General features: G+C 53.6%; 14 protein-coding genes, 3 rRNA genes and 1 riboswitch. Of the genes, 11 read left to right on the top strand and 6 right to left on the bottom strand.

Features of this window, described 5'->3' with window-relative positions:
* Positions 1 to 38 precede the first annotated feature (38 nt).
* Positions 39 to 161: riboswitch (TPP riboswitch) on the bottom strand.
* Positions 162 to 211: 50 nt separating this feature from the next.
* Positions 212 to 700, bottom strand: coding sequence for an Rsd/AlgQ family anti-sigma factor (locus LY264_RS23195; protein WP_032945654.1), 489 nt, complete (start codon positions 698 to 700; stop codon positions 212 to 214).
* A gap of 96 nt (positions 701 to 796) precedes the next feature.
* Between LY264_RS23195 and nudC the strand changes: the two genes are divergently transcribed.
* The 6 genes from nudC to LY264_RS23165 all read left to right on the top strand — a co-directional run bounded on the left by nudC (position 797) and on the right by LY264_RS23165 (position 5,162).
* Entirely contained in the window at positions 797 to 1,570 is a 774-nt protein-coding gene (gene nudC / locus LY264_RS23190; RefSeq protein ID WP_048227510.1) for an NAD(+) diphosphatase, read from the top strand.
* 50 nt (positions 1,571 to 1,620) lie between these two features.
* Positions 1,621 to 2,685 (top strand): uroporphyrinogen decarboxylase, encoded by a 1,065-nt coding sequence (gene hemE, locus LY264_RS23185; RefSeq protein ID WP_003826889.1) that lies wholly within the window; start codon positions 1,621 to 1,623, stop codon positions 2,683 to 2,685.
* A gap of 9 nt (positions 2,686 to 2,694) precedes the next feature.
* Entirely contained in the window at positions 2,695 to 3,375 is a 681-nt protein-coding gene (nfi, locus tag LY264_RS23180) for a deoxyribonuclease V (RefSeq protein WP_008787113.1), read from the top strand.
* A 33-nt stretch (positions 3,376 to 3,408) separates the two neighbouring features.
* Complete coding sequence (locus LY264_RS23175; RefSeq protein ID WP_003842015.1) at positions 3,409 to 3,999, top strand: YjaG family protein; 591 nt, start codon at positions 3,409 to 3,411, stop codon at positions 3,997 to 3,999.
* Between the two features lie 186 nt (positions 4,000 to 4,185).
* Entirely contained in the window at positions 4,186 to 4,458 is a 273-nt protein-coding gene (hupA, locus tag LY264_RS23170; protein WP_001044509.1) for a nucleoid-associated protein HU-alpha, read from the top strand.
* Positions 4,459 to 4,469: 11 nt separating this feature from the next.
* Positions 4,470 to 5,162, top strand: coding sequence for a DUF1481 domain-containing protein (locus LY264_RS23165; RefSeq protein WP_032945667.1), 693 nt, complete (start codon positions 4,470 to 4,472; stop codon positions 5,160 to 5,162).
* A 61-nt stretch (positions 5,163 to 5,223) separates the two neighbouring features.
* Here LY264_RS23165 and zraP read toward each other — a convergent pair whose 3' ends face one another.
* A complete protein-coding gene (zraP, locus tag LY264_RS23160) occupies positions 5,224 to 5,664 on the bottom strand; it encodes a zinc resistance sensor/chaperone ZraP (RefSeq protein ID WP_048227509.1) in 441 nt (146 codons plus the stop codon).
* An 18-nt stretch (positions 5,665 to 5,682) separates the two neighbouring features.
* On the bottom strand, positions 5,683 to 5,871 hold the full coding sequence (locus tag LY264_RS23155; RefSeq protein WP_048227508.1) for a hypothetical protein: 189 nt from the start codon (positions 5,869 to 5,871) through the stop codon (positions 5,683 to 5,685).
* A gap of 57 nt (positions 5,872 to 5,928) precedes the next feature.
* Between LY264_RS23155 and zraS the strand changes: the two genes are divergently transcribed.
* Together zraS and zraR are read left to right on the top strand one after the other, a co-directional pair.
* On the top strand, positions 5,929 to 7,314 hold the full coding sequence (gene zraS, locus LY264_RS23150; protein ID WP_048227507.1) for a two-component system sensor histidine kinase ZraS: 1,386 nt from the start codon (positions 5,929 to 5,931) through the stop codon (positions 7,312 to 7,314).
* Positions 7,315 to 7,319: 5 nt separating this feature from the next.
* On the top strand, positions 7,320 to 8,645 hold the full coding sequence (zraR, locus tag LY264_RS23145; RefSeq protein WP_048227506.1) for a sigma-54-dependent response regulator transcription factor ZraR: 1,326 nt from the start codon (positions 7,320 to 7,322) through the stop codon (positions 8,643 to 8,645).
* Here zraR and purD read toward each other — a convergent pair.
* Together purD and purH are read right to left on the bottom strand one after the other, a co-directional pair.
* Positions 8,642 to 9,931, bottom strand: coding sequence for a phosphoribosylamine--glycine ligase (gene purD / locus LY264_RS23140; RefSeq protein ID WP_048227505.1), 1,290 nt, complete (start codon positions 9,929 to 9,931; stop codon positions 8,642 to 8,644). The two genes, zraR and purD, sit on opposite strands and share 4 nt — an antisense overlap.
* Before the next feature lie 15 nt (positions 9,932 to 9,946).
* Positions 9,947 to 11,536, bottom strand: a complete 1,590-nt coding sequence (gene purH, locus LY264_RS23135) for a bifunctional phosphoribosylaminoimidazolecarboxamide formyltransferase/IMP cyclohydrolase (RefSeq protein ID WP_071692375.1) — start codon at positions 11,534 to 11,536, stop codon at positions 9,947 to 9,949.
* 624 nt (positions 11,537 to 12,160) lie between these two features.
* Here purH and LY264_RS23130 point away from each other — a divergent pair.
* The 3 genes from LY264_RS23130 to rrf all read left to right on the top strand — a co-directional run bounded on the left by LY264_RS23130 (position 12,161) and on the right by rrf (position 17,052).
* A 16S ribosomal RNA gene (locus LY264_RS23130) occupies positions 12,161 to 13,702 on the top strand.
* 235 nt (positions 13,703 to 13,937) lie between these two features.
* A 23S ribosomal RNA gene (locus LY264_RS23125) occupies positions 13,938 to 16,844 on the top strand.
* 92 nt (positions 16,845 to 16,936) lie between these two features.
* Positions 16,937 to 17,052 (top strand): 5S ribosomal RNA (rrf, locus tag LY264_RS23120).
* Together the 16S, 23S and 5S rRNA genes form the textbook arrangement of a ribosomal RNA operon.
* 217 nt (positions 17,053 to 17,269) lie before the next feature.
* Here rrf and LY264_RS23115 read toward each other — a convergent pair.
* Positions 17,270 to 17,707, bottom strand: coding sequence for an acetyltransferase (locus LY264_RS23115; RefSeq protein ID WP_003826501.1), 438 nt, complete (start codon positions 17,705 to 17,707; stop codon positions 17,270 to 17,272).
* Positions 17,708 to 17,727 lie beyond the last annotated feature (20 nt).

Below are 17,727 nucleotides of genomic sequence, written 5' to 3'. Positions count from 1 at the left end.
ATGAAGCAAGAGAGAAGCTCGCCCGGGGGCGATGCTATTGCAGATTGACTCTTGTTCCCTTCGCAGGTTTTAACCTGATCAGGTTCCGCGGATCCCGAATTAACGGTCTCAGCCTTTTCCACTCATGCTGCTGTGGAAAATAAGCACTCCGACAAGAAGTAACCTCAGTAAAGAGGTAATGAATGTAAACTACGCGTTAATGCCGCAAATCTCAAGCATGACGTTTGAGAGTGTTACTCTCGTGCATTGCGTCAAATACCAGCATGATCAGCTTATCTTCCAGCACGAATCGGGCTTCCAGTGCCTCGCCGAGATCCGATAAAACCTGTTGAAATTCAAGGAAGTTATCATGATCAATCGCAGTTTCCAGGCTGGAGTCATAGTAGTCCATGATCAGCTGCGTATTGGCTTCCAGCAGCGGCCAAATTTTTGTGGCTTTTAAAAGCTGCCCGTTCCCTTCCAATTTATGGAGAATACGTTCATAAATACTGAAGTGTCCGGTGGAGAGGTAATCGACCAGGCTCTGACAAAAATCATCCAGCGCCTTTTCATTGAGTCGCATGTACGATTCTTTGCCAGGCTTAATGCCAACCAGATTGTAGTAAGCCACGAGCAGGTGCTTACGTACATGTAGCCAGCGATCAACCAGTTTATTACTTCCTCCGACGTGCTCCGTCAGGCTTTCCAGCTGGTTTAGCATGATTGACTCCGCAAGATGGTGTTTAGGAACTGCTCACCCGTAAATGTAAAAATAATGTAAACAACATGCCTGTGAAGCAAAGGTTGCGCAAGAGATATGGATCGTATAATTGAAAAATTAGATAGCGGCTGGTGGATCGTCAGTCATGAGCAAAAGTTATGGTTACCTCATGGCGAGCTACCTTATGGCGACGCAGCCCGTTTTGATCTGATTGGTCAGCGCGCGCTGCCAATAGGCGAGTGGGAAGGGGAGACTGTCTGGCTGGTGCAGCAGCAGCGTCGACACGATATGGGGTCGGTGCGCCAGGTCATTGACCAGGACGTTGGCCTGTTTCAACTGGCCGGACGCGGCATACAGCTGGCGGAGTTCTATCGCTCGCATAAATTCTGCGGCTACTGCGGCCATCCCATGCACCCGAGTAAAACGGAGTGGGCGATGCTCTGTAGCCACTGCCGTGAACGTTATTACCCGCAAATTGCCCCGTGCATAATTGTCGCTATTCGCCGAGATGATTCCATCCTGCTTGCCCAACATGTTCGCCATCGTAACGGCGTGCATACCGTACTGGCAGGTTTTGTCGAAGTGGGCGAGACCTTAGAACAGGCGGTGGCGCGTGAAGTTATGGAAGAAAGCGGGATTAAGGTGAAAAATCTGCGCTATGTCACTTCTCAGCCCTGGCCATTCCCGCAGTCTTTGATGACCGCATTTATGGCGGAGTATGATAGCGGCGAAATCGTCATCGACCCGAAAGAGCTGCTGGAAGCGAACTGGTATCGCTATGACGACTTACCGCTCTTACCCCCGCCGGGTACTGTCGCGCGTCGATTGATTGAAGACACTGTGGCAATGTGTCGGGCTGAGTACGAGTAAAGAGCGAGTGGTGATACACTGATGGACTGACGCAATAAGGAACTGCAAAAATGACCGAACTGAAGAACGATCGTTATCTGCGTGCGCTGCTGCGCCAGCCCGTTGATGTCACTCCGGTATGGATGATGCGCCAGGCAGGCCGCTATCTACCGGAATACAAAGCTACCCGTGCCGAAGCGGGCGATTTTATGGCGCTGTGCAAAAATGCCGAGCTGGCCTGCGAAGTCACGTTGCAGCCGCTGCGTCGCTATAAACTTGATGCCGCGATCCTCTTCTCGGATATCCTGACGATCCCGGATGCGATGGGACTCGGGCTGTATTTTGAAGCAGGAGAAGGTCCACGCTTTACCTCTCCGATTACCAGCAAGGCTGACGTCGACAAACTGCCGATCCCTGACCCGGAAGATGGGCTGGGGTACGTGATGAACGCGGTGCGTACTATCCGCCGTGAACTGAAAGGCGAAGTGCCGCTGATCGGCTTCTCCGGTAGTCCGTGGACGCTGGCGACCTACATGGTTGAAGGCGGCAGCAGCAAAGCCTTCACCGTGATTAAAAAGATGATGTACGCCGATCCTAAAGCGCTGCATCTGCTGCTTGATAAGCTGGCGAAGAGCGTCACGCTGTACCTGAACGCGCAGATCAAAGCGGGTGCGCAGTCGGTGATGATTTTCGACACCTGGGGTGGCGTGCTGACCGGTCGCGACTATCAGCAGTTCTCTTTGTACTACATGCACAAAATCGTTGATGGCCTGCTGCGCGAGAACGAAGGTCGTCGCGTACCGGTGACGCTGTTTACCAAAGGCGGTGGTCAGTGGCTGGAAGCGATGGCGGAAACCGGCTGTGATGCGTTAGGTCTCGACTGGACCACTGACATTGCCGATGCGCGTCGTCGTGTAGGTCATAAAGTGGCGCTCCAGGGCAATATGGATCCGTCCATGCTGTATGCGCCGCCAGCCCGCATCGAAGAAGAGGTGGCGACAATTCTGGCCGGATTCGGTCAGGGTGAAGGGCATGTCTTTAACCTGGGACACGGCATTCATCAGGACGTCCCGCCAGAACATGCGGGTGTCTTTGTGGAGGCGGTACATCGGTTGTCCGAACAGTACCACCGCTAAGGAGTTATCATGGATCTCGCGTCATTACGCGCGCAGCAGCTTGAACTGGCTTCTTCAGTGATCCGCGAGGATCGTCTGAAGAACGATCCGCCGGATCTGATCGGCGGGGCGGACGTTGGGTTTGAGCAGGGTGGCGAAGTGACGCGAGCCGCAATGGTTTTGCTGAAGTATCCCACGCTTGAACTGGTCGAATACAAGGTGGCGCGTATCGCCACCACCATGCCCTACATTCCCGGTTTTCTCTCCTTTCGTGAAACTCCCGCGCTGATGGCCGCCTGGCAACTGCTCTCGCACAAGCCAGATCTGCTGTTCGTTGACGGGCATGGCATTTCTCACCCGCGTCGTCTGGGCGTGGCCAGCCATTTTGGTCTGCTGGTGGATGTCCCGACGATCGGCGTGGCGAAAAAGCGGCTGTGCGGCAAGTTTGAACCGCTCGCTGCTGAACCTGGTGCGCTAGCGCCGTTGCTGGATAAAGGCGAACAACTGGCATGGGTCTGGCGCAGCAAAGCGCGCTGTAACCCGTTGTTTATTTCTACGGGTCACCGCGTGAGTATGGACAGCGCACTGGCGTGGGTTCAACGCTGTATGAACGGCTATCGTTTGCCGGAACCAACACGCTGGGCAGATGCGGTAGCATCCGAACGCCCGGCTTTTACTCGGCTTGCAGCAAAAACGCCCTATATCGGGTAAACTGCGGCTAATTTCCGTATTTGAGAACTCATCATGTTACAAAATCCGATTCACCTGCGTCTGGAGAAGCTGGAAAGCTGGCAGCACGTCACGTTTATGGCCTGTCTGTGCGAACGCATGTACCCAAACTACGCCATGTTCTGCAAGCAAACTGAATTTGGCGATGGACAGATTTACCGCCGAATTCTGGATCTGATTTGGGAAGCGCTGACGGTTAAAGACGCGAAAATCAATTTCGACAGCCAGCTGGAAAAATTTGAAGAGGCCATTCCTTCTGCAGACGATTACGATCTGTACGGTGTTTATCCGGCGATTGATGCTTGTGTGGCATTAAGCGAGCTGATGCATTCGCGTCTTAGCGGTGAAACGCTGGAGCATGCAATCGAAGTGAGTAAGGCTTCGATTACGACGGTTGCGATGCTGGAAATGACTCAGGCTGGTCGCGAAATGACCGATGAAGAGCTCAAAGAGAACCCTGCCGTTGAGCAAGAATGGGATATTCAGTGGGAAATTTTCCGACTTTTAGCCGACTGTGAAGAACGCGATATTGAGCTGATAAAAGGGCTGCGTGCAGACCTGCGCGAGGCTGGCGAGAGCAATATTGGTATAAATTTTCAGCAATGACACCACAAAACGTGATTTAACGCCTGATTTGTCGTGCCTGAAGGCTTCCCATCCGCCCCCGGTCTGGTCTACATTTGGGGGGCGAAAAAAAGTGGCTATCGGTGCGTGTATGCAGGAGAGTGCTTTTCTGGCATTTCCGTCGCACTCGATGCTTAGCAAGCGATAAACACATTGTAAGGATAACTTATGAACAAGACTCAACTGATTGATGTAATTGCAGACAAAGCAGAACTGTCTAAAACACAGGCTAAAGCTGCTCTGGAATCCACTCTGGCTGCTATTACTGAGTCTCTGAAAGAAGGCGATGCTGTACAACTGGTTGGTTTCGGTACCTTCAAAGTGAACCACCGTGCTGAGCGCACTGGCCGCAACCCGCAGACCGGTAAAGAAATCAAAATCGCCGCAGCTAACGTACCGGCATTTGTTTCTGGTAAAGCACTGAAAGACGCGGTTAAGTAATTCGCGTGGCAGTGAACAGTTTTAACGAAGGGGCGGTTTCGCCCCTTTTGTCCATCTGGCGTCATACGCTTTGGCTTTCAGGTGTTCTGTTACTGTCTGCCTGCGGTAGCCATTCTGAGCTTCCTCCTTTCACGGCCAGCGGCTATGTTGGCGATCAGGGGGCGGTACGCATTTGGCGTAAAGACTCCGGTGACGATGTTCACTTGCTCTCGGTATTTAGTCCGTGGCGTAAAGGCGAAACCACTACCAGTGAATACCGCTGGCAGGGTGATTCGCTCTCTCTGATAGAACTCAACGTTTACAGTAAACCGGCTGAACATGTCCGTATACGCTTCGATGACCGGGGCGAACTGAGCTTCATGCAGCGTGAAGTCGACGGGCAAAAGCAGCAGCTTTCCAGCGATCAAATCGCGCTTTACCGCTATCGTGCCGATCAAATTCGCCAGACCAGCGATGCGCTGCGTCAGGGACGGGTGATATTGCGTCAGGGACGTTGGCATGCGGATAACACGGTCACAACCTGTGAAGGTGAAACGCTGAAGCCAGACCTGGAGTCGTGGGCGATAAACCATATCGAGCGCCGCCAGAGACATTCATCCGTAGAGGTGAGTGTGGCATGGCTGGAAGCGCCCGAAGGGTCGCAGCTACTGCTGGTCGCCAATGAAGATTTTTGTCACTGGCAGCCTACAGCCAAAACTTTCTGAAAACCTGAAGACAGGTAGCCAGCAGGCCTGATCCGTATAGCGTCATCAGGCATTAAGTCTTTTACCAGTGGCCCATTCCCATATGACCGCCGCCGCGATGGTTACCGCCACCGCCGCATCCGCCGTAGCCCATTCCCGCGCCACGTGGCACGCCAGCCTGCGCCATTGCGACATCACGTTTAACGCGCTGCTCGTCCAGAGACTGATTCAACGCTTCCATCTCTTTTGCAACGGCGTTAATTTTTGCCGTGTCCGGCGAGCTGGCCGTTAATAGAGCATTGTACTCATAACGTTTGGATGTCAGCTGTTGGCGCAACGCGCTGGTCTGGGAATAATAATCATCATAGATTTTCTGTGCGGCAGCCTGCTGATCAGCGGTCATTGGCGTGCCCCGTTGCTGCATTCCATCACCATATCCCCAGTGATTCTGTGCCAGTACCGGGGTGGAGCCAAGTGCGATAAGAGAAAGTGCAATCAGTGCCAGTTTGTTGTTCCGTTTCATCGTTCGTTCTCCTGTTGGTTAGCTTACATTCCCTTTTGCATCTTCCGTGCCAAAGCGGCAATCCGAGTCCTGCGGGCGTTGTACCCGCCGTCTTTGCAGGGAAACGAGTAAAAATGACTCGCCAGAACGCGCCAGCGAGTCATTTTTACCCGTTACTTTCAGCTGTTTGTGTCTGAGGGCAGGGTTATCAGGGGGAAAAAATGGCATGATTTCTGCTGTATACCTGCAACGATGAAAGGAACAAGCGGGGTGAAGGGAGAGCGTATGCGTCTTTATAAGGATACGGTGGCAAAGTGGTTGAGCCGACTCTTGCTGGCGGCAATCCTGGTTTTGGTCGGCTGGTTTTCGATTATGACCATTCGGGACTATGGGCGGGAAAGTGGCGCCGCGCGGCAAACGCTACTGGAAAAAGGCAGTGTGCTCATTCGCGCTCTGGAGTCTGGTACGCGCGTAGGCATGGGGATGCGCATGCATCATGCCCAGCAGCAGACGCTACTGGAGGAAATGGCTGTACAGCCTGGCGTGCTATGGTTTGCTGTCGTCGATGAGCATGGTGTCATTATTACCCACAGCAATTCCGCGATGGTCGGCAAAACGCTCTATTCATCGGATGTCCTGCGACAGCTTAGTCCTGGGGAGCAAGAAAGCTGGCGGAATATTGAAATTCCAGCGAGGGATGGTGAAAAAACGCCAGCACTGGAAATTTATCGCCAGTTTCAGCCGATGTATGGTCCAGGACGCCACGGCATGGCGCGCTGTGCCAGCAATGACGGGCAGCTTATCTCCCCAGCACAAACCATATTTATCGCCTTTGATGCCAGCGATCTGACAGCGACTCAGGCAAGGGAGTGGCGTAACACACTGATAGTCCTCTCTGCGCTGGCGGCTGTGTTGCTGGCCACCGTGCTGACGTTCTTCTGGTATCAGCGCTATCAGCGTTCGTACAAAGAACTCCAGGATGCGATGAAGCGTAAAGAAAAACTGTTAGCGCTCGGTCATCTTGCGGCTGGGGTGGCGCATGAAATTCGTAACCCGCTTTCATCGATCAAAGGGTTAGCGAAGTATTTTGCCGAGCGAACCCCGGCAGGAGGCGAGTCGCACGAGTTGGCACAGGTGATGGCGAAAGAGGCGGATCGTTTAAATCGGGTGGTGAGCGAGTTGCTGGAGCTGGTGAAACCTGCGCATCTGACGCTGCAACAGGTGAATCTTAATGAGGTTATCACCCACTCATTACACCTGGTGAGTCAGGATGCGGCAAGCCGGGAAATCCAGCTCCGCTTTTCGGCCAATTCTACGCTGCCCGCTATCCAGGCCGATCCTGACCGACTGACTCAGGTTTTGTTGAATCTGTATCTGAACGCCATTCATGCGATTGGTCGTCAGGGCACGATCACGGTTGAAGCGAATGAAAGCAGCGGCGATCGCGTTAAAATTGTGGTTACCGATAGTGGGAAGGGGATTGCGGCGGAACAGCTGGAGGCCATTTTTACGCCTTACTATACGACCAAAGCTGACGGAACCGGCCTCGGGTTGGCGGTAGTGCAGAACATTATCGAACAGCACGGTGGCACCATTCAGGTGGCAAGCGTTGAGGGCAAAGGCGCGACCTTTACCCTTTGGCTGCCGACCAAAGCGAAACAACAGGATTAACAAGGATGACGCGCGGAAAAATCAATATTCTGGTGGTAGATGACGATATCAGCCACTGCACCATTTTACAGGCGCTGCTGCGCGGCTGGGGTTATGAGGTCGCGCTGGCCTATAGCGGGCGAGCGGCGCTGGAACAGGTGCGCGAACGCGTATTTGATTTAGTGCTGTGTGATGTACGCATGGCGGAGATGGACGGCATCGCAACGCTGAAAGAGGTTAAAGCGCTGAATCCGGCGATTCCGGTCTTGATCATGACGGCGTTCTCCAGTGTGGAGACCGCCGTTGAGGCGCTTAAAACCGGGGCGCTGGACTACTTAATCAAGCCGCTGGATTTTGACCGTCTGCAGGAGACGCTGGAAAAGGCGCTGGCGCATACGCGGGAAACGGGCGCTGAACTGCCATCGGCGTCGGCTGCGCAGTTTGGCATGATTGGCAGCAGTCCGGCGATGCAGAAGTTGCTCAATGAAATCGCGATGGTTGCGCCCTCGGATGCTACGGTGCTTATTCACGGAGACTCCGGTACGGGGAAAGAGTTGGTGGCCCGGGCGCTGCATGCCAGCAGCGCCCGTCGCGATAAACCGCTGGTGACGCTCAACTGCGCGGCGCTTAATGAATCGCTGCTGGAGTCCGAACTTTTTGGTCACGAGAAAGGGGCGTTTACCGGGGCGGATAAACGGCGGGAAGGTCGCTTTGTGGAAGCCGATGGCGGCACGTTATTTCTTGATGAAATCGGTGATATTTCACCGCTGATGCAGGTGCGTCTGCTGCGGGCTATCCAGGAGCGAGAAGTGCAGCGTGTTGGTAGCAATCAGACTATTGCGGTTGATGTCCGGCTGATCGCCGCCACGCATCGTAATCTGGCCGAGGAAGTCAGTGCCGGGCGCTTTCGTCAGGATCTCTACTATCGCCTGAACGTCGTCACCATTGAAATGCCAGCGCTGTGCCAGCGCCGGGAAGATATTCCGCTGTTAGCCGAACATTTTCTCCAGCGTTTTGCCGCGCGTAACCGTAAAGCGGTGAAAGGCTTTACTCCGCAGGCGATGGATCTGCTGATCCACTACGACTGGCCGGGCAATATTCGTGAGCTGGAAAATGCGATTGAGCGCTCGGTGGTGCTGCTGACGGGAGAATATATTTCCGAACGCGAGCTGCCGATGGCGATTGCCGCGACGCCGATAAAAACGGAGTTCAGTGGCGAGATCCAACCGCTGGTGGATGTCGAAAAAGAGGTGATTCTGGCGGCGCTGGAAAAAACGGGCGGCAATAAAACGGAAGCCGCCCGTCAGTTAGGCATTACGCGTAAAACGCTGCTGGCGAAAATTTCGCGTTAGCGTTGCTCGCGTTCAATGGCGCGCCAGCCGATGTCGTTACGGCTGAAGCTGCCATCCCAGCGGATGTCGGTCATCAGGGCGTAAGCGCGTTTCTGCGCTTCAGCCACAGTATGACCCAGGGCGGTGGCGCACAGCACGCGACCGCCGCTGGTCAGCACGCGATCGTCTTCGGCGAGTTTAGTGCCCGCATGGAACACTTTTCCGTCTTCTACTTCTTCCAGCGGCAGACCGTGGATCTCATCTCCGGTGTTGTAGTTGCCCGGATAACCTCCGGCAGCAATGACGACACCCAGCGAGGCGCGTTCGTCCCACTCGGAGGTTTTCTCATCCAGCTTGCCGTCGCAGGCGGCCAGGCAAAGCTCCACCAGGTCCGATTTCATGCGTAGCATGATCGGCTGGGTTTCCGGATCGCCGAAGCGGCAGTTGAACTCGATAACCTTCGGATTGCCCTGTTTGTCGATCATCAGACCCGCGTACAGGAAACCGGTGTAGGTATTCCCTTCCGCCGCCATACCTTTTACGGTTGGCCAAATAATGCGTTCCATGGTGCGCTGATGCACTTCATCAGTTACCACCGGTGCTGGTGAGTAAGCACCCATACCGCCGGTGTTCGGGCCAGTGTCGCCGTTGCCTACGCGTTTGTGGTCCTGGCTGGTGGCCATCGGCAGCACGTGCTCGCCGTCGACCATTACGATAAAGCTCGCTTCTTCGCCGTCGAGGAACTCTTCGATCACGATACGGTGGCCCGCATCGCCAAAAGCGTTACCTGCCAGCATGTCATGAACGGCGGCTTCTGCTTCCTCCAGCGTCATCGCCACGATAACGCCTTTACCAGCAGCCAGGCCGTCAGCTTTGATGACGATCGGCGCGCCTTTCTCACGCAGATAGGCCAACGCTGGCTCAATCTCAGTGAAGTTCTGATATTCCGCCGTCGGGATCTGGTGACGGGCGAGGAAATCTTTGGTGAAGGCTTTGGAGCCTTCCAGCTGTGCAGCACCTTCGGTTGGCCCGAAGATCTTCAGGCCAGCGGCGCGGAACGCATCGACCACGCCAATCACCAGCGGCGCTTCCGGGCCGACGATGGTCAGGTCAATTTTCTCGTTCTGGGCAAAGCTCAGCAGAGCTGGAATATCGGTGACGCCGATAGCCACGTTCTGCAGTGCTGGTTCCAGTGCGGTGCCCGCGTTACCTGGTGCAACAAAAACGGTATCAACCAGCGGGGACTGTGCGGCTTTCCAGGCCAGGGCGTGCTCGCGCCCGCCGTTGCCAATCACTAATACTTTCATCGTCTGCTCCGTGGATTAATGGCGGAAGTGGCGCATGTCGGTAAAGATCATCGCGATACCGTGTTCATCGGCAGCGGCAATGACTTCGTCATCACGGATAGAACCACCTGGCTGGATAACGCAGCTCACGCCAACGGCGGCGGCAGCATCAATACCATCGCGGAACGGGAAGAAGGCGTCAGAGGCCATTGCAGAGCCTTTCACTTCCAGACCTTCGTCAGCCGCTTTAATCCCGGCGATTTTTGCGGAGTACACGCGGCTCATCTGGCCTGCGCCTATGCCGATAGTCATGTTCTCTTTGGCATAAACAATGGCGTTGGATTTCACGAACTTGGCGACTTTCCAGCAGAACAGTGCATCGCGCAGCTCTTGCTCGGTCGGCTGACGTTTGGACACCACGCTCAGTTCGCCTTCGCTCACCATCCCCAGATCCCTGTCCTGAACCAGCAAACCGCCGTTAACGCGTTTGAAGTCGAGGCCCGGTACACGCTGTGCCCATTGACCGCAGGTCAGAACGCGAACGTTCTGTTTGGCGACGGTGATTTTCAGTGCGTCTTCGGTTGCGGACGGGGCGATGATCACTTCCACGAACTGACGGGAGATAATTGCCTGCGCGGTTTCGGCATCCAGTTCGCGGTTGAAAGCGATGATGCCGCCGAATGCGGAGGTCGGGTCGGTTTTATAGGCGCGGTCGTAAGCGTCGAGAATAGAGGTACTTACCGCCACGCCGCACGGGTTAGCGTGCTTAACGATCACACAGGCTGGCTCGCTGAACTCTTTCACGCACTCCAGCGCCGCGTCGGTATCGGCGATGTTGTTGTAGGAAAGCGCTTTGCCCTGTACCTGCTGCGCGGTGGCAACGGACGCTTCTTTAACATTCTCTTCTATATAGAAGGCAGCCTGCTGGTGGCTGTTCTCGCCGTAGCGCATATCCTGCTTCTTAATGAAGTTCAGGTTCAGCGTACGTGGGAAACGACCGGCGGCCTCTTTGCTCTCACCGTGGTAAGCCGGAACCATGCTGCCGAAGTAGTTGGCAATCATGCTGTCGTAGGCGGCGGTGTGTTCGAAGGCTTTAATCGCGAGGTCAAAGCGGGTTTCCAGAGTCAGGGAGCCTTCGTTGGCATCCATCTCTTTAATAATGGCGTCGTAGTCGCTGCTCTTCACAACGATCGCTACGTCTTTATGGTTCTTGGCAGCGGAACGCACCATGGTAGGGCCGCCAATATCAATGTTCTCTACCGCATCTTCCAGCGAGCAGCCTTCGCGTGCCACTGTCTCGGCGAACGGATACAGGTTTACAACCACCATATCGATAGGGGCGATACCGTGCTGTTCCATAATTCCGTCATCCTGACCGCGACGACCAAGAATGCCGCCGTGGACTTTCGGATGCAGGGTCTTCACGCGTCCATCCATCATTTCCGGGAAGCCGGTGTAATCGGAAACTTCGGTCACTGGCAGACCTTTCTCCGCTAGCAGGCGCGCAGTGCCACCTGTAGACAGCAATTCCACACCACGTGCGGAAAGTGCCTGAGCGAATTCGATGATACCGGCCTTGTCAGAAACACTGAGCAGAGCGCGGTGGACTGGACGACGTTGTTGCATGGTAAATCCCCTGGATTTGACTATTACAGAGAGCGTTAGGTGAATTCTTGGCTAAAAACTCAGCTAACGCCCCTTACGGGGCATCCTTGTTTTGCGGGGGCATTGTAACGAAAACGTTTGCGCAACGCTCGCGAATTTTTAATTTTCGATTTTGACCTCTTCTTTTTCTGTTGAAGGAGGCTGATATAACGAGAGGATCGTAGAAACGATCGTGTGGTTTGTGGATAACTCTGTGTGTAAATGGGTATAAAGCGGGGTTTCGCTGTGGAATGCAGCAGTCAGTCATTTTTCTGTCATTTAAGGGTTGCGGGCCGCAGGAAACTCCCTATAATGCGCCTCCATCGACACGGCGGATGTGAATCACTTCACACAAACAGCCGGTTCGGTTGAAGAGAAAAACCTGAAAATGAGGGTTGACTCTGAAAGAGGAAAGCGTAATATACGCCACCTCGCGACAGAGCGCTAAAGCGCGTCGCAACTGCTCTTTAACAATTTATCAGACAATCTGTGTGGGCACTCGAAGATACGGATTCTTAACGTCGCAAGACGAAAAATGAATACCAAGTCTCAACGAGTGAACACGTAATTCATTACGAAGTTTAATTCATTGAGCATCAAACTTTTAAATTGAAGAGTTTGATCATGGCTCAGATTGAACGCTGGCGGCAGGCCTAACACATGCAAGTCGAACGGTAGCACAGAGGAGCTTGCTCCTTGGGTGACGAGTGGCGGACGGGTGAGTAATGTCTGGGAAACTGCCCGATGGAGGGGGATAACTACTGGAAACGGTAGCTAATACCGCATAACGTCGCAAGACCAAAGAGGGGGACCTTCGGGCCTCTTGCCATCGGATGTGCCCAGATGGGATTAGCTAGTAGGTGGGGTAACGGCTCACCTAGGCGACGATCCCTAGCTGGTCTGAGAGGATGACCAGCCACACTGGAACTGAGACACGGTCCAGACTCCTACGGGAGGCAGCAGTGGGGAATATTGCACAATGGGCGCAAGCCTGATGCAGCCATGCCGCGTGTATGAAGAAGGCCTTCGGGTTGTAAAGTACTTTCAGCGAGGAGGAAGGTGTTGTGGTTAATAACCGCAGCAATTGACGTTACTCGCAGAAGAAGCACCGGCTAACTCCGTGCCAGCAGCCGCGGTAATACGGAGGGTGCAAGCGTTAATCGGAATTACTGGGCGTAAAGCGCACGCAGGCGGTCTGTCAAGTCGGATGTGAAATCCCCGGGCTCAACCTGGGAACTGCATCCGAAACTGGCAGGCTAGAGTCTTGTAGAGGGGGGTAGAATTCCAGGTGTAGCGGTGAAATGCGTAGAGATCTGGAGGAATACCGGTGGCGAAGGCGGCCCCCTGGACAAAGACTGACGCTCAGGTGCGAAAGCGTGGGGAGCAAACAGGATTAGATACCCTGGTAGTCCACGCCGTAAACGATGTCGACTTGGAGGTTGTGCCCTTGAGGCGTGGCTTCCGGAGCTAACGCGTTAAGTCGACCGCCTGGGGAGTACGGCCGCAAGGTTAAAACTCAAATGAATTGACGGGGGCCCGCACAAGCGGTGGAGCATGTGGTTTAATTCGATGCAACGCGAAGAACCTTACCTACTCTTGACATCCAGAGAACTTAGCAGAGATGCTTTGGTGCCTTCGGGAACTCTGAGACAGGTGCTGCATGGCTGTCGTCAGCTCGTGTTGTGAAATGTTGGGTTAAGTCCCGCAACGAGCGCAACCCTTATCCTTTGTTGCCAGCGATTCGGTCGGGAACTCAAAGGAGACTGCCAGTGATAAACTGGAGGAAGGTGGGGATGACGTCAAGTCATCATGGCCCTTACGAGTAGGGCTACACACGTGCTACAATGGCATATACAAAGAGAAGCGACCTCGCGAGAGCAAGCGGACCTCATAAAGTATGTCGTAGTCCGGATTGGAGTCTGCAACTCGACTCCATGAAGTCGGAATCGCTAGTAATCGTGGATCAGAATGCCACGGTGAATACGTTCCCGGGCCTTGTACACACCGCCCGTCACACCATGGGAGTGGGTTGCAAAAGAAGTAGGTAGCTTAACCTTCGGGAGGGCGCTTACCACTTTGTGATTCATGACTGGGGTGAAGTCGTAACAAGGTAACCGTAGGGGAACCTGCGGTTGGATCACCTCCTTACCTTAAAGAACCTGCCTTTGTAGTGCTCACACAGATTGTCTGATGAATGATGAACTTCTGAATGTACTTTCGAGTGCATTAAGAAGTTTTGCTCTTTAAAAATCTGGATCAAGCTGAAAATTGAAACGACACACTGTTTCATTTCTCCGTAATAAGAAATGAAAAATGGTGTGTTCGAGTCTCTCAAATTTTTGCAAGTCGATGATGAATCGAAAGAAACATCTTCGGGTTGTGAGGTTAAGCGACTAAGCGTACACGGTGGATGCCCTGGCAGTCAGAGGCGATGAAGGACGTGCTAATCTGCGATAAGCGTCGGTAAGGTGATATGAACCGTTATAACCGGCGATTTCCGAATGGGGAAACCCAGTGTGATTCGTCACACTATCATTACGTGAATACATAGCGTAATGAAGCGAACCGGGGGAACTGAAACATCTAAGTACCCCGAGGAAAAGAAATCAACCGAGATTCCCCCAGTAGCGGCGAGCGAACGGGGAGCAGCCCAGAGTCTGAATCAGCATGTGTGTTAGTGGAAGCGTCTGGAAAGTCGCACGATACAGGGTGAAAGTCCCGTACACAAAAGTGCATGTGTTGTGAACTCGAAGAGTAGGGCGGGACACGTGGTATCCTGTCTGAATATGGGGGGACCATCCTCCAAGGCTAAATACTCCTGACTGACCGATAGTGAACCAGTACCGTGAGGGAAAGGCGAAAAGAACCCCGGCGAGGGGAGTGAAAAAGAACCTGAAACCGTGTACGTACAAGCAGTGGGAGCACCCTTTGGGGTGTGACTGCGTACCTTTTGTATAATGGGTCAGCGACTTATATTCTGTAGCAAGGTTAACCGAATAGGGGAGCCGAAGGGAAACCGAGTCTTAACTGGGCGTTAAGTTGCAGGGTATAGACCCGAAACCCGGTGATCTAGCCATGGGCAGGTTGAAGGTTGGGTAACACTAACTGGAGGACCGAACCGACTAATGTTGAAAAATTAGCGGATGACTTGTGGCTGGGGGTGAAAGGCCAATCAAACCGGGAGATAGCTGGTTCTCCCCGAAAGCTATTTAGGTAGCGCCTCGTGAACTCATCTTCGGGGGTAGAGCACTGTTTCGGCTAGGGGGTCATCCCGACTTACCAACCCGATGCAAACTGCGAATACCGAAGAATGTTATCACGGGAGACACACGGCGGGTGCTAACGTCCGTCGTGAAGAGGGAAACAACCCAGACCGCCAGCTAAGGTCCCAAAGTCATGGTTAAGTGGGAAACGATGTGGGAAGGCACAGACAGCCAGGATGTTGGCTTAGAAGCAGCCATCATTTAAAGAAAGCGTAATAGCTCACTGGTCGAGTCGGCCTGCGCGGAAGATGTAACGGGGCTAAACCATGCACCGAAGCTGCGGCAGCGACACTATGTGTTGTTGGGTAGGGGAGCGTTCTGTAAGCCGTTGAAGGTGTGTCGTGAGGCATGCTGGAGGTATCAGAAGTGCGAATGCTGACATAAGTAACGATAATGCGGGTGAAAAACCCGCACGCCGGAAGACCAAGGGTTCCTGTCCAACGTTAATCGGGGCAGGGTGAGTCGACCCCTAAGGCGAGGCCGAAAGGCGTAGTCGATGGGAAACAGGTTAATATTCCTGTACTTGGTGTTACTGCGAAGGGGGGACGGAGAAGGCTATGTTAGCCGGGCGACGGTTGTCCCGGTTTAAGCATGTAGGCGGAGGTTCCAGGTAAATCCGGTACCTTTTAACGCTGAGGTGTGATGACGAGGCACTACGGTGCTGAAGTAACAAATGCCCTGCTTCCAGGAAAAGCCTCTAAGCATCAGGTAACACGAAATCGTACCCCAAACCGACACAGGTGGTCAGGTAGAGAATACCAAGGCGCTTGAGAGAACTCGGGTGAAGGAACTAGGCAAAATGGTGCCGTAACTTCGGGAGAAGGCACGCTGATATGTAGGTGAAGTGATTTACTCATGGAGCTGAAATCAGTCGAAGATACCAGCTGGCTGCAACTGTTTATTAAAAACACAGCACTGTGCAAACACGAAAGTGGACGTATACGGTGTGACGCCTGCCCGGTGCCGGAAGGTTAATTGATGGGGTTATCCGTAAGGAGAAGCTCTTGATCGAAGCCCCGGTAAACGGCGGCCGTAACTATAACGGTCCTAAGGTAGCGAAATTCCTTGTCGGGTAAGTTCCGACCTGCACGAATGGCGTAATGATGGCCAGGCTGTCTCCACCCGAGACTCAGTGAAATTGAACTCGCTGTGAAGATGCAGTGTACCCGCGGCAAGACGGAAAGACCCCGTGAACCTTTACTATAGCTTGACACTGAACACTGGTCCTTGATGTGTAGGATAGGTGGGAGGCTTTGAAGTGTGGACGCCAGTCTGCATGGAGCCATCCTTGAAATACCACCCTTTAATGGCTGGTGTTCTAACGTAGACCCGTAATCCGGGTTGCGGACAGTGTCTGGTGGGTAGTTTGACTGGGGCGGTCTCCTCCTAAAGAGTAACGGAGGAGCACGAAGGTTAGCTAATCCTGGTCGGACATCAGGAGGTTAGTGCAAAGGCATAAGCTAGCTTGACTGCGAGAGTGACGGCTCGAGCAGGTGCGAAAGCAGGTCTTAGTGATCCGGTGGTTCTGAATGGAAGGGCCATCGCTCAACGGATAAAAGGTACTCCGGGGATAACAGGCTGATACCGCCCAAGAGTTCATATCGACGGCGGTGTTTGGCACCTCGATGTCGGCTCATCACATCCTGGGGCTGAAGTAGGTCCCAAGGGTATGGCTGTTCGCCATTTAAAGTGGTACGCGAGCTGGGTTTAGAACGTCGTGAGACAGTTCGGTCCCTATCTGCCGTGGGCGCTGGAGAATTGAGGGGGGCTGCTCCTAGTACGAGAGGACCGGAGTGGACGCATCACTGGTGTTCGGGTTGTCATGCCAATGGCATTGCCCGGTAGCTAAATGCGGAAGAGATAAGTGCTGAAAGCATCTAAGCACGAAACTTGCCCCGAGATGAGTTCTCCCTGACCCTTTAAGGGTCCTGAAGGAACGTTGAAGACGACGACGTTGATAGGTCGGGTGTGTAAGTGTAGCGATACATTGAGCTAACCGATACTAATGAACCGTGAGGCTTAACCTTACAACGCCGAAGATGTTTTGGCGAAGAGAGATATTTTCAGCCTGATTACAGATTACATCGACATGCAAAAGCGTGTTGATAGACAGAATTTGCCTGGCGGCTGTAGCGCGGTGGTCCCACCTGACCCCATGCCGAACTCAGAAGTGAAACGCCGTAGCGCCGATGGTAGTGTGGGGTCTCCCCATGCGAGAGTAGGGAACTGCCAGGCATCAAATTTAGTGAAGAAGCCCATCCTGACGGATGGGCTTTTTTGCGTCTGTGCGGGATGAAAACCGCCGGATGCGGCGTACCGCCTTATCCGGCCTACAAAAGCCCGTCAGTGAATGCGTTTCAGTAGGCCTGATAAGCGCAGCGCATCAGGCAACACGTCTGCACACTACCGGATACGGCATATCGCCTTATCCGGCCTACAAAAGCTAGTCCTGCTACCCGCGTACGAGGTTGAGTAACGGGTACGGTCGTCCGAGATCGTCCACCTCTGTACGTCCCGTCACGCTAAATCCCATCTTCTTATAGAATCCAACCGCCTGCTCATTCTGCTCGTTAACGTTGGTTGTTAGCGTTGAACTCATTGATAAAGCATGTTCAATCAGCAGTTTACCAACACCACTACCACGCACATCCGGATCGACAAACAAAGCATCAATATGCTGGTCGGTCAGGAGCATAAAAGCGACGGGCTCATCCTGTTCTGTCACTGCAACCCACAGAGGGGCTTCTGGTAAAAATGAACGTACCAGCTCCTCCAGCTCAATCCGATAATCCGCAGAGAGGAAATGGTGCGTGGCATCTACTGAGCGACACCAAATAGAAACTAACTTATCTCCTTCGTCCTGACGCGAACGACGAATGGTAAGGTTCATAGCATTCTCCTTTTTTTCTT

It is taken from the genome of Citrobacter portucalensis (genome assembly GCF_023374935.1).
Taxonomy (GTDB): Bacteria; Pseudomonadota; Gammaproteobacteria; order Enterobacterales; family Enterobacteriaceae; genus Citrobacter; species Citrobacter portucalensis.
Note: the sequence above shows the minus strand (reverse complement) of the source record. Positions and strands in the feature narration are given on the sequence as shown.

Bases quoted from the DNA above. Each gene is read 5' to 3' on its own strand.
- LY264_RS23195 (WP_032945654.1), bottom strand. From the start codon at position 700: ATGCTAAACCAGCTGGAAAGCCTGACGGAGCACGTCGGAGGAAGTAAT.
- nudC (WP_048227510.1), top strand. From the start codon at position 797: ATGGATCGTATAATTGAAAAATTAGATAGCGGCTGGTGGATCGTCAGT.
- hemE (WP_003826889.1), top strand. From the start codon at position 1,621: ATGACCGAACTGAAGAACGATCGTTATCTGCGTGCGCTGCTGCGCCAG.
- nfi (WP_008787113.1), top strand. From the start codon at position 2,695: ATGGATCTCGCGTCATTACGCGCGCAGCAGCTTGAACTGGCTTCTTCA.
- LY264_RS23175 (WP_003842015.1), top strand. From the start codon at position 3,409: ATGTTACAAAATCCGATTCACCTGCGTCTGGAGAAGCTGGAAAGCTGG.
- hupA (WP_001044509.1), top strand. From the start codon at position 4,186: ATGAACAAGACTCAACTGATTGATGTAATTGCAGACAAAGCAGAACTG.
- zraP (WP_048227509.1), bottom strand. From the start codon at position 5,664: ATGAAACGGAACAACAAACTGGCACTGATTGCACTTTCTCTTATCGCA.
- LY264_RS23155 (WP_048227508.1), bottom strand. From the start codon at position 5,871: ATGCCATTTTTTCCCCCTGATAACCCTGCCCTCAGACACAAACAGCTG.
- zraS (WP_048227507.1), top strand. From the start codon at position 5,929: ATGCGTCTTTATAAGGATACGGTGGCAAAGTGGTTGAGCCGACTCTTG.
- zraR (WP_048227506.1), top strand. From the start codon at position 7,320: ATGACGCGCGGAAAAATCAATATTCTGGTGGTAGATGACGATATCAGC.
- purD (WP_048227505.1), bottom strand. From the start codon at position 9,931: ATGAAAGTATTAGTGATTGGCAACGGCGGGCGCGAGCACGCCCTGGCC.
- purH (WP_071692375.1), bottom strand. From the start codon at position 11,536: ATGCAACAACGTCGTCCAGTCCACCGCGCTCTGCTCAGTGTTTCTGAC.
- LY264_RS23115 (WP_003826501.1), bottom strand. From the start codon at position 17,707: ATGAACCTTACCATTCGTCGTTCGCGTCAGGACGAAGGAGATAAGTTA.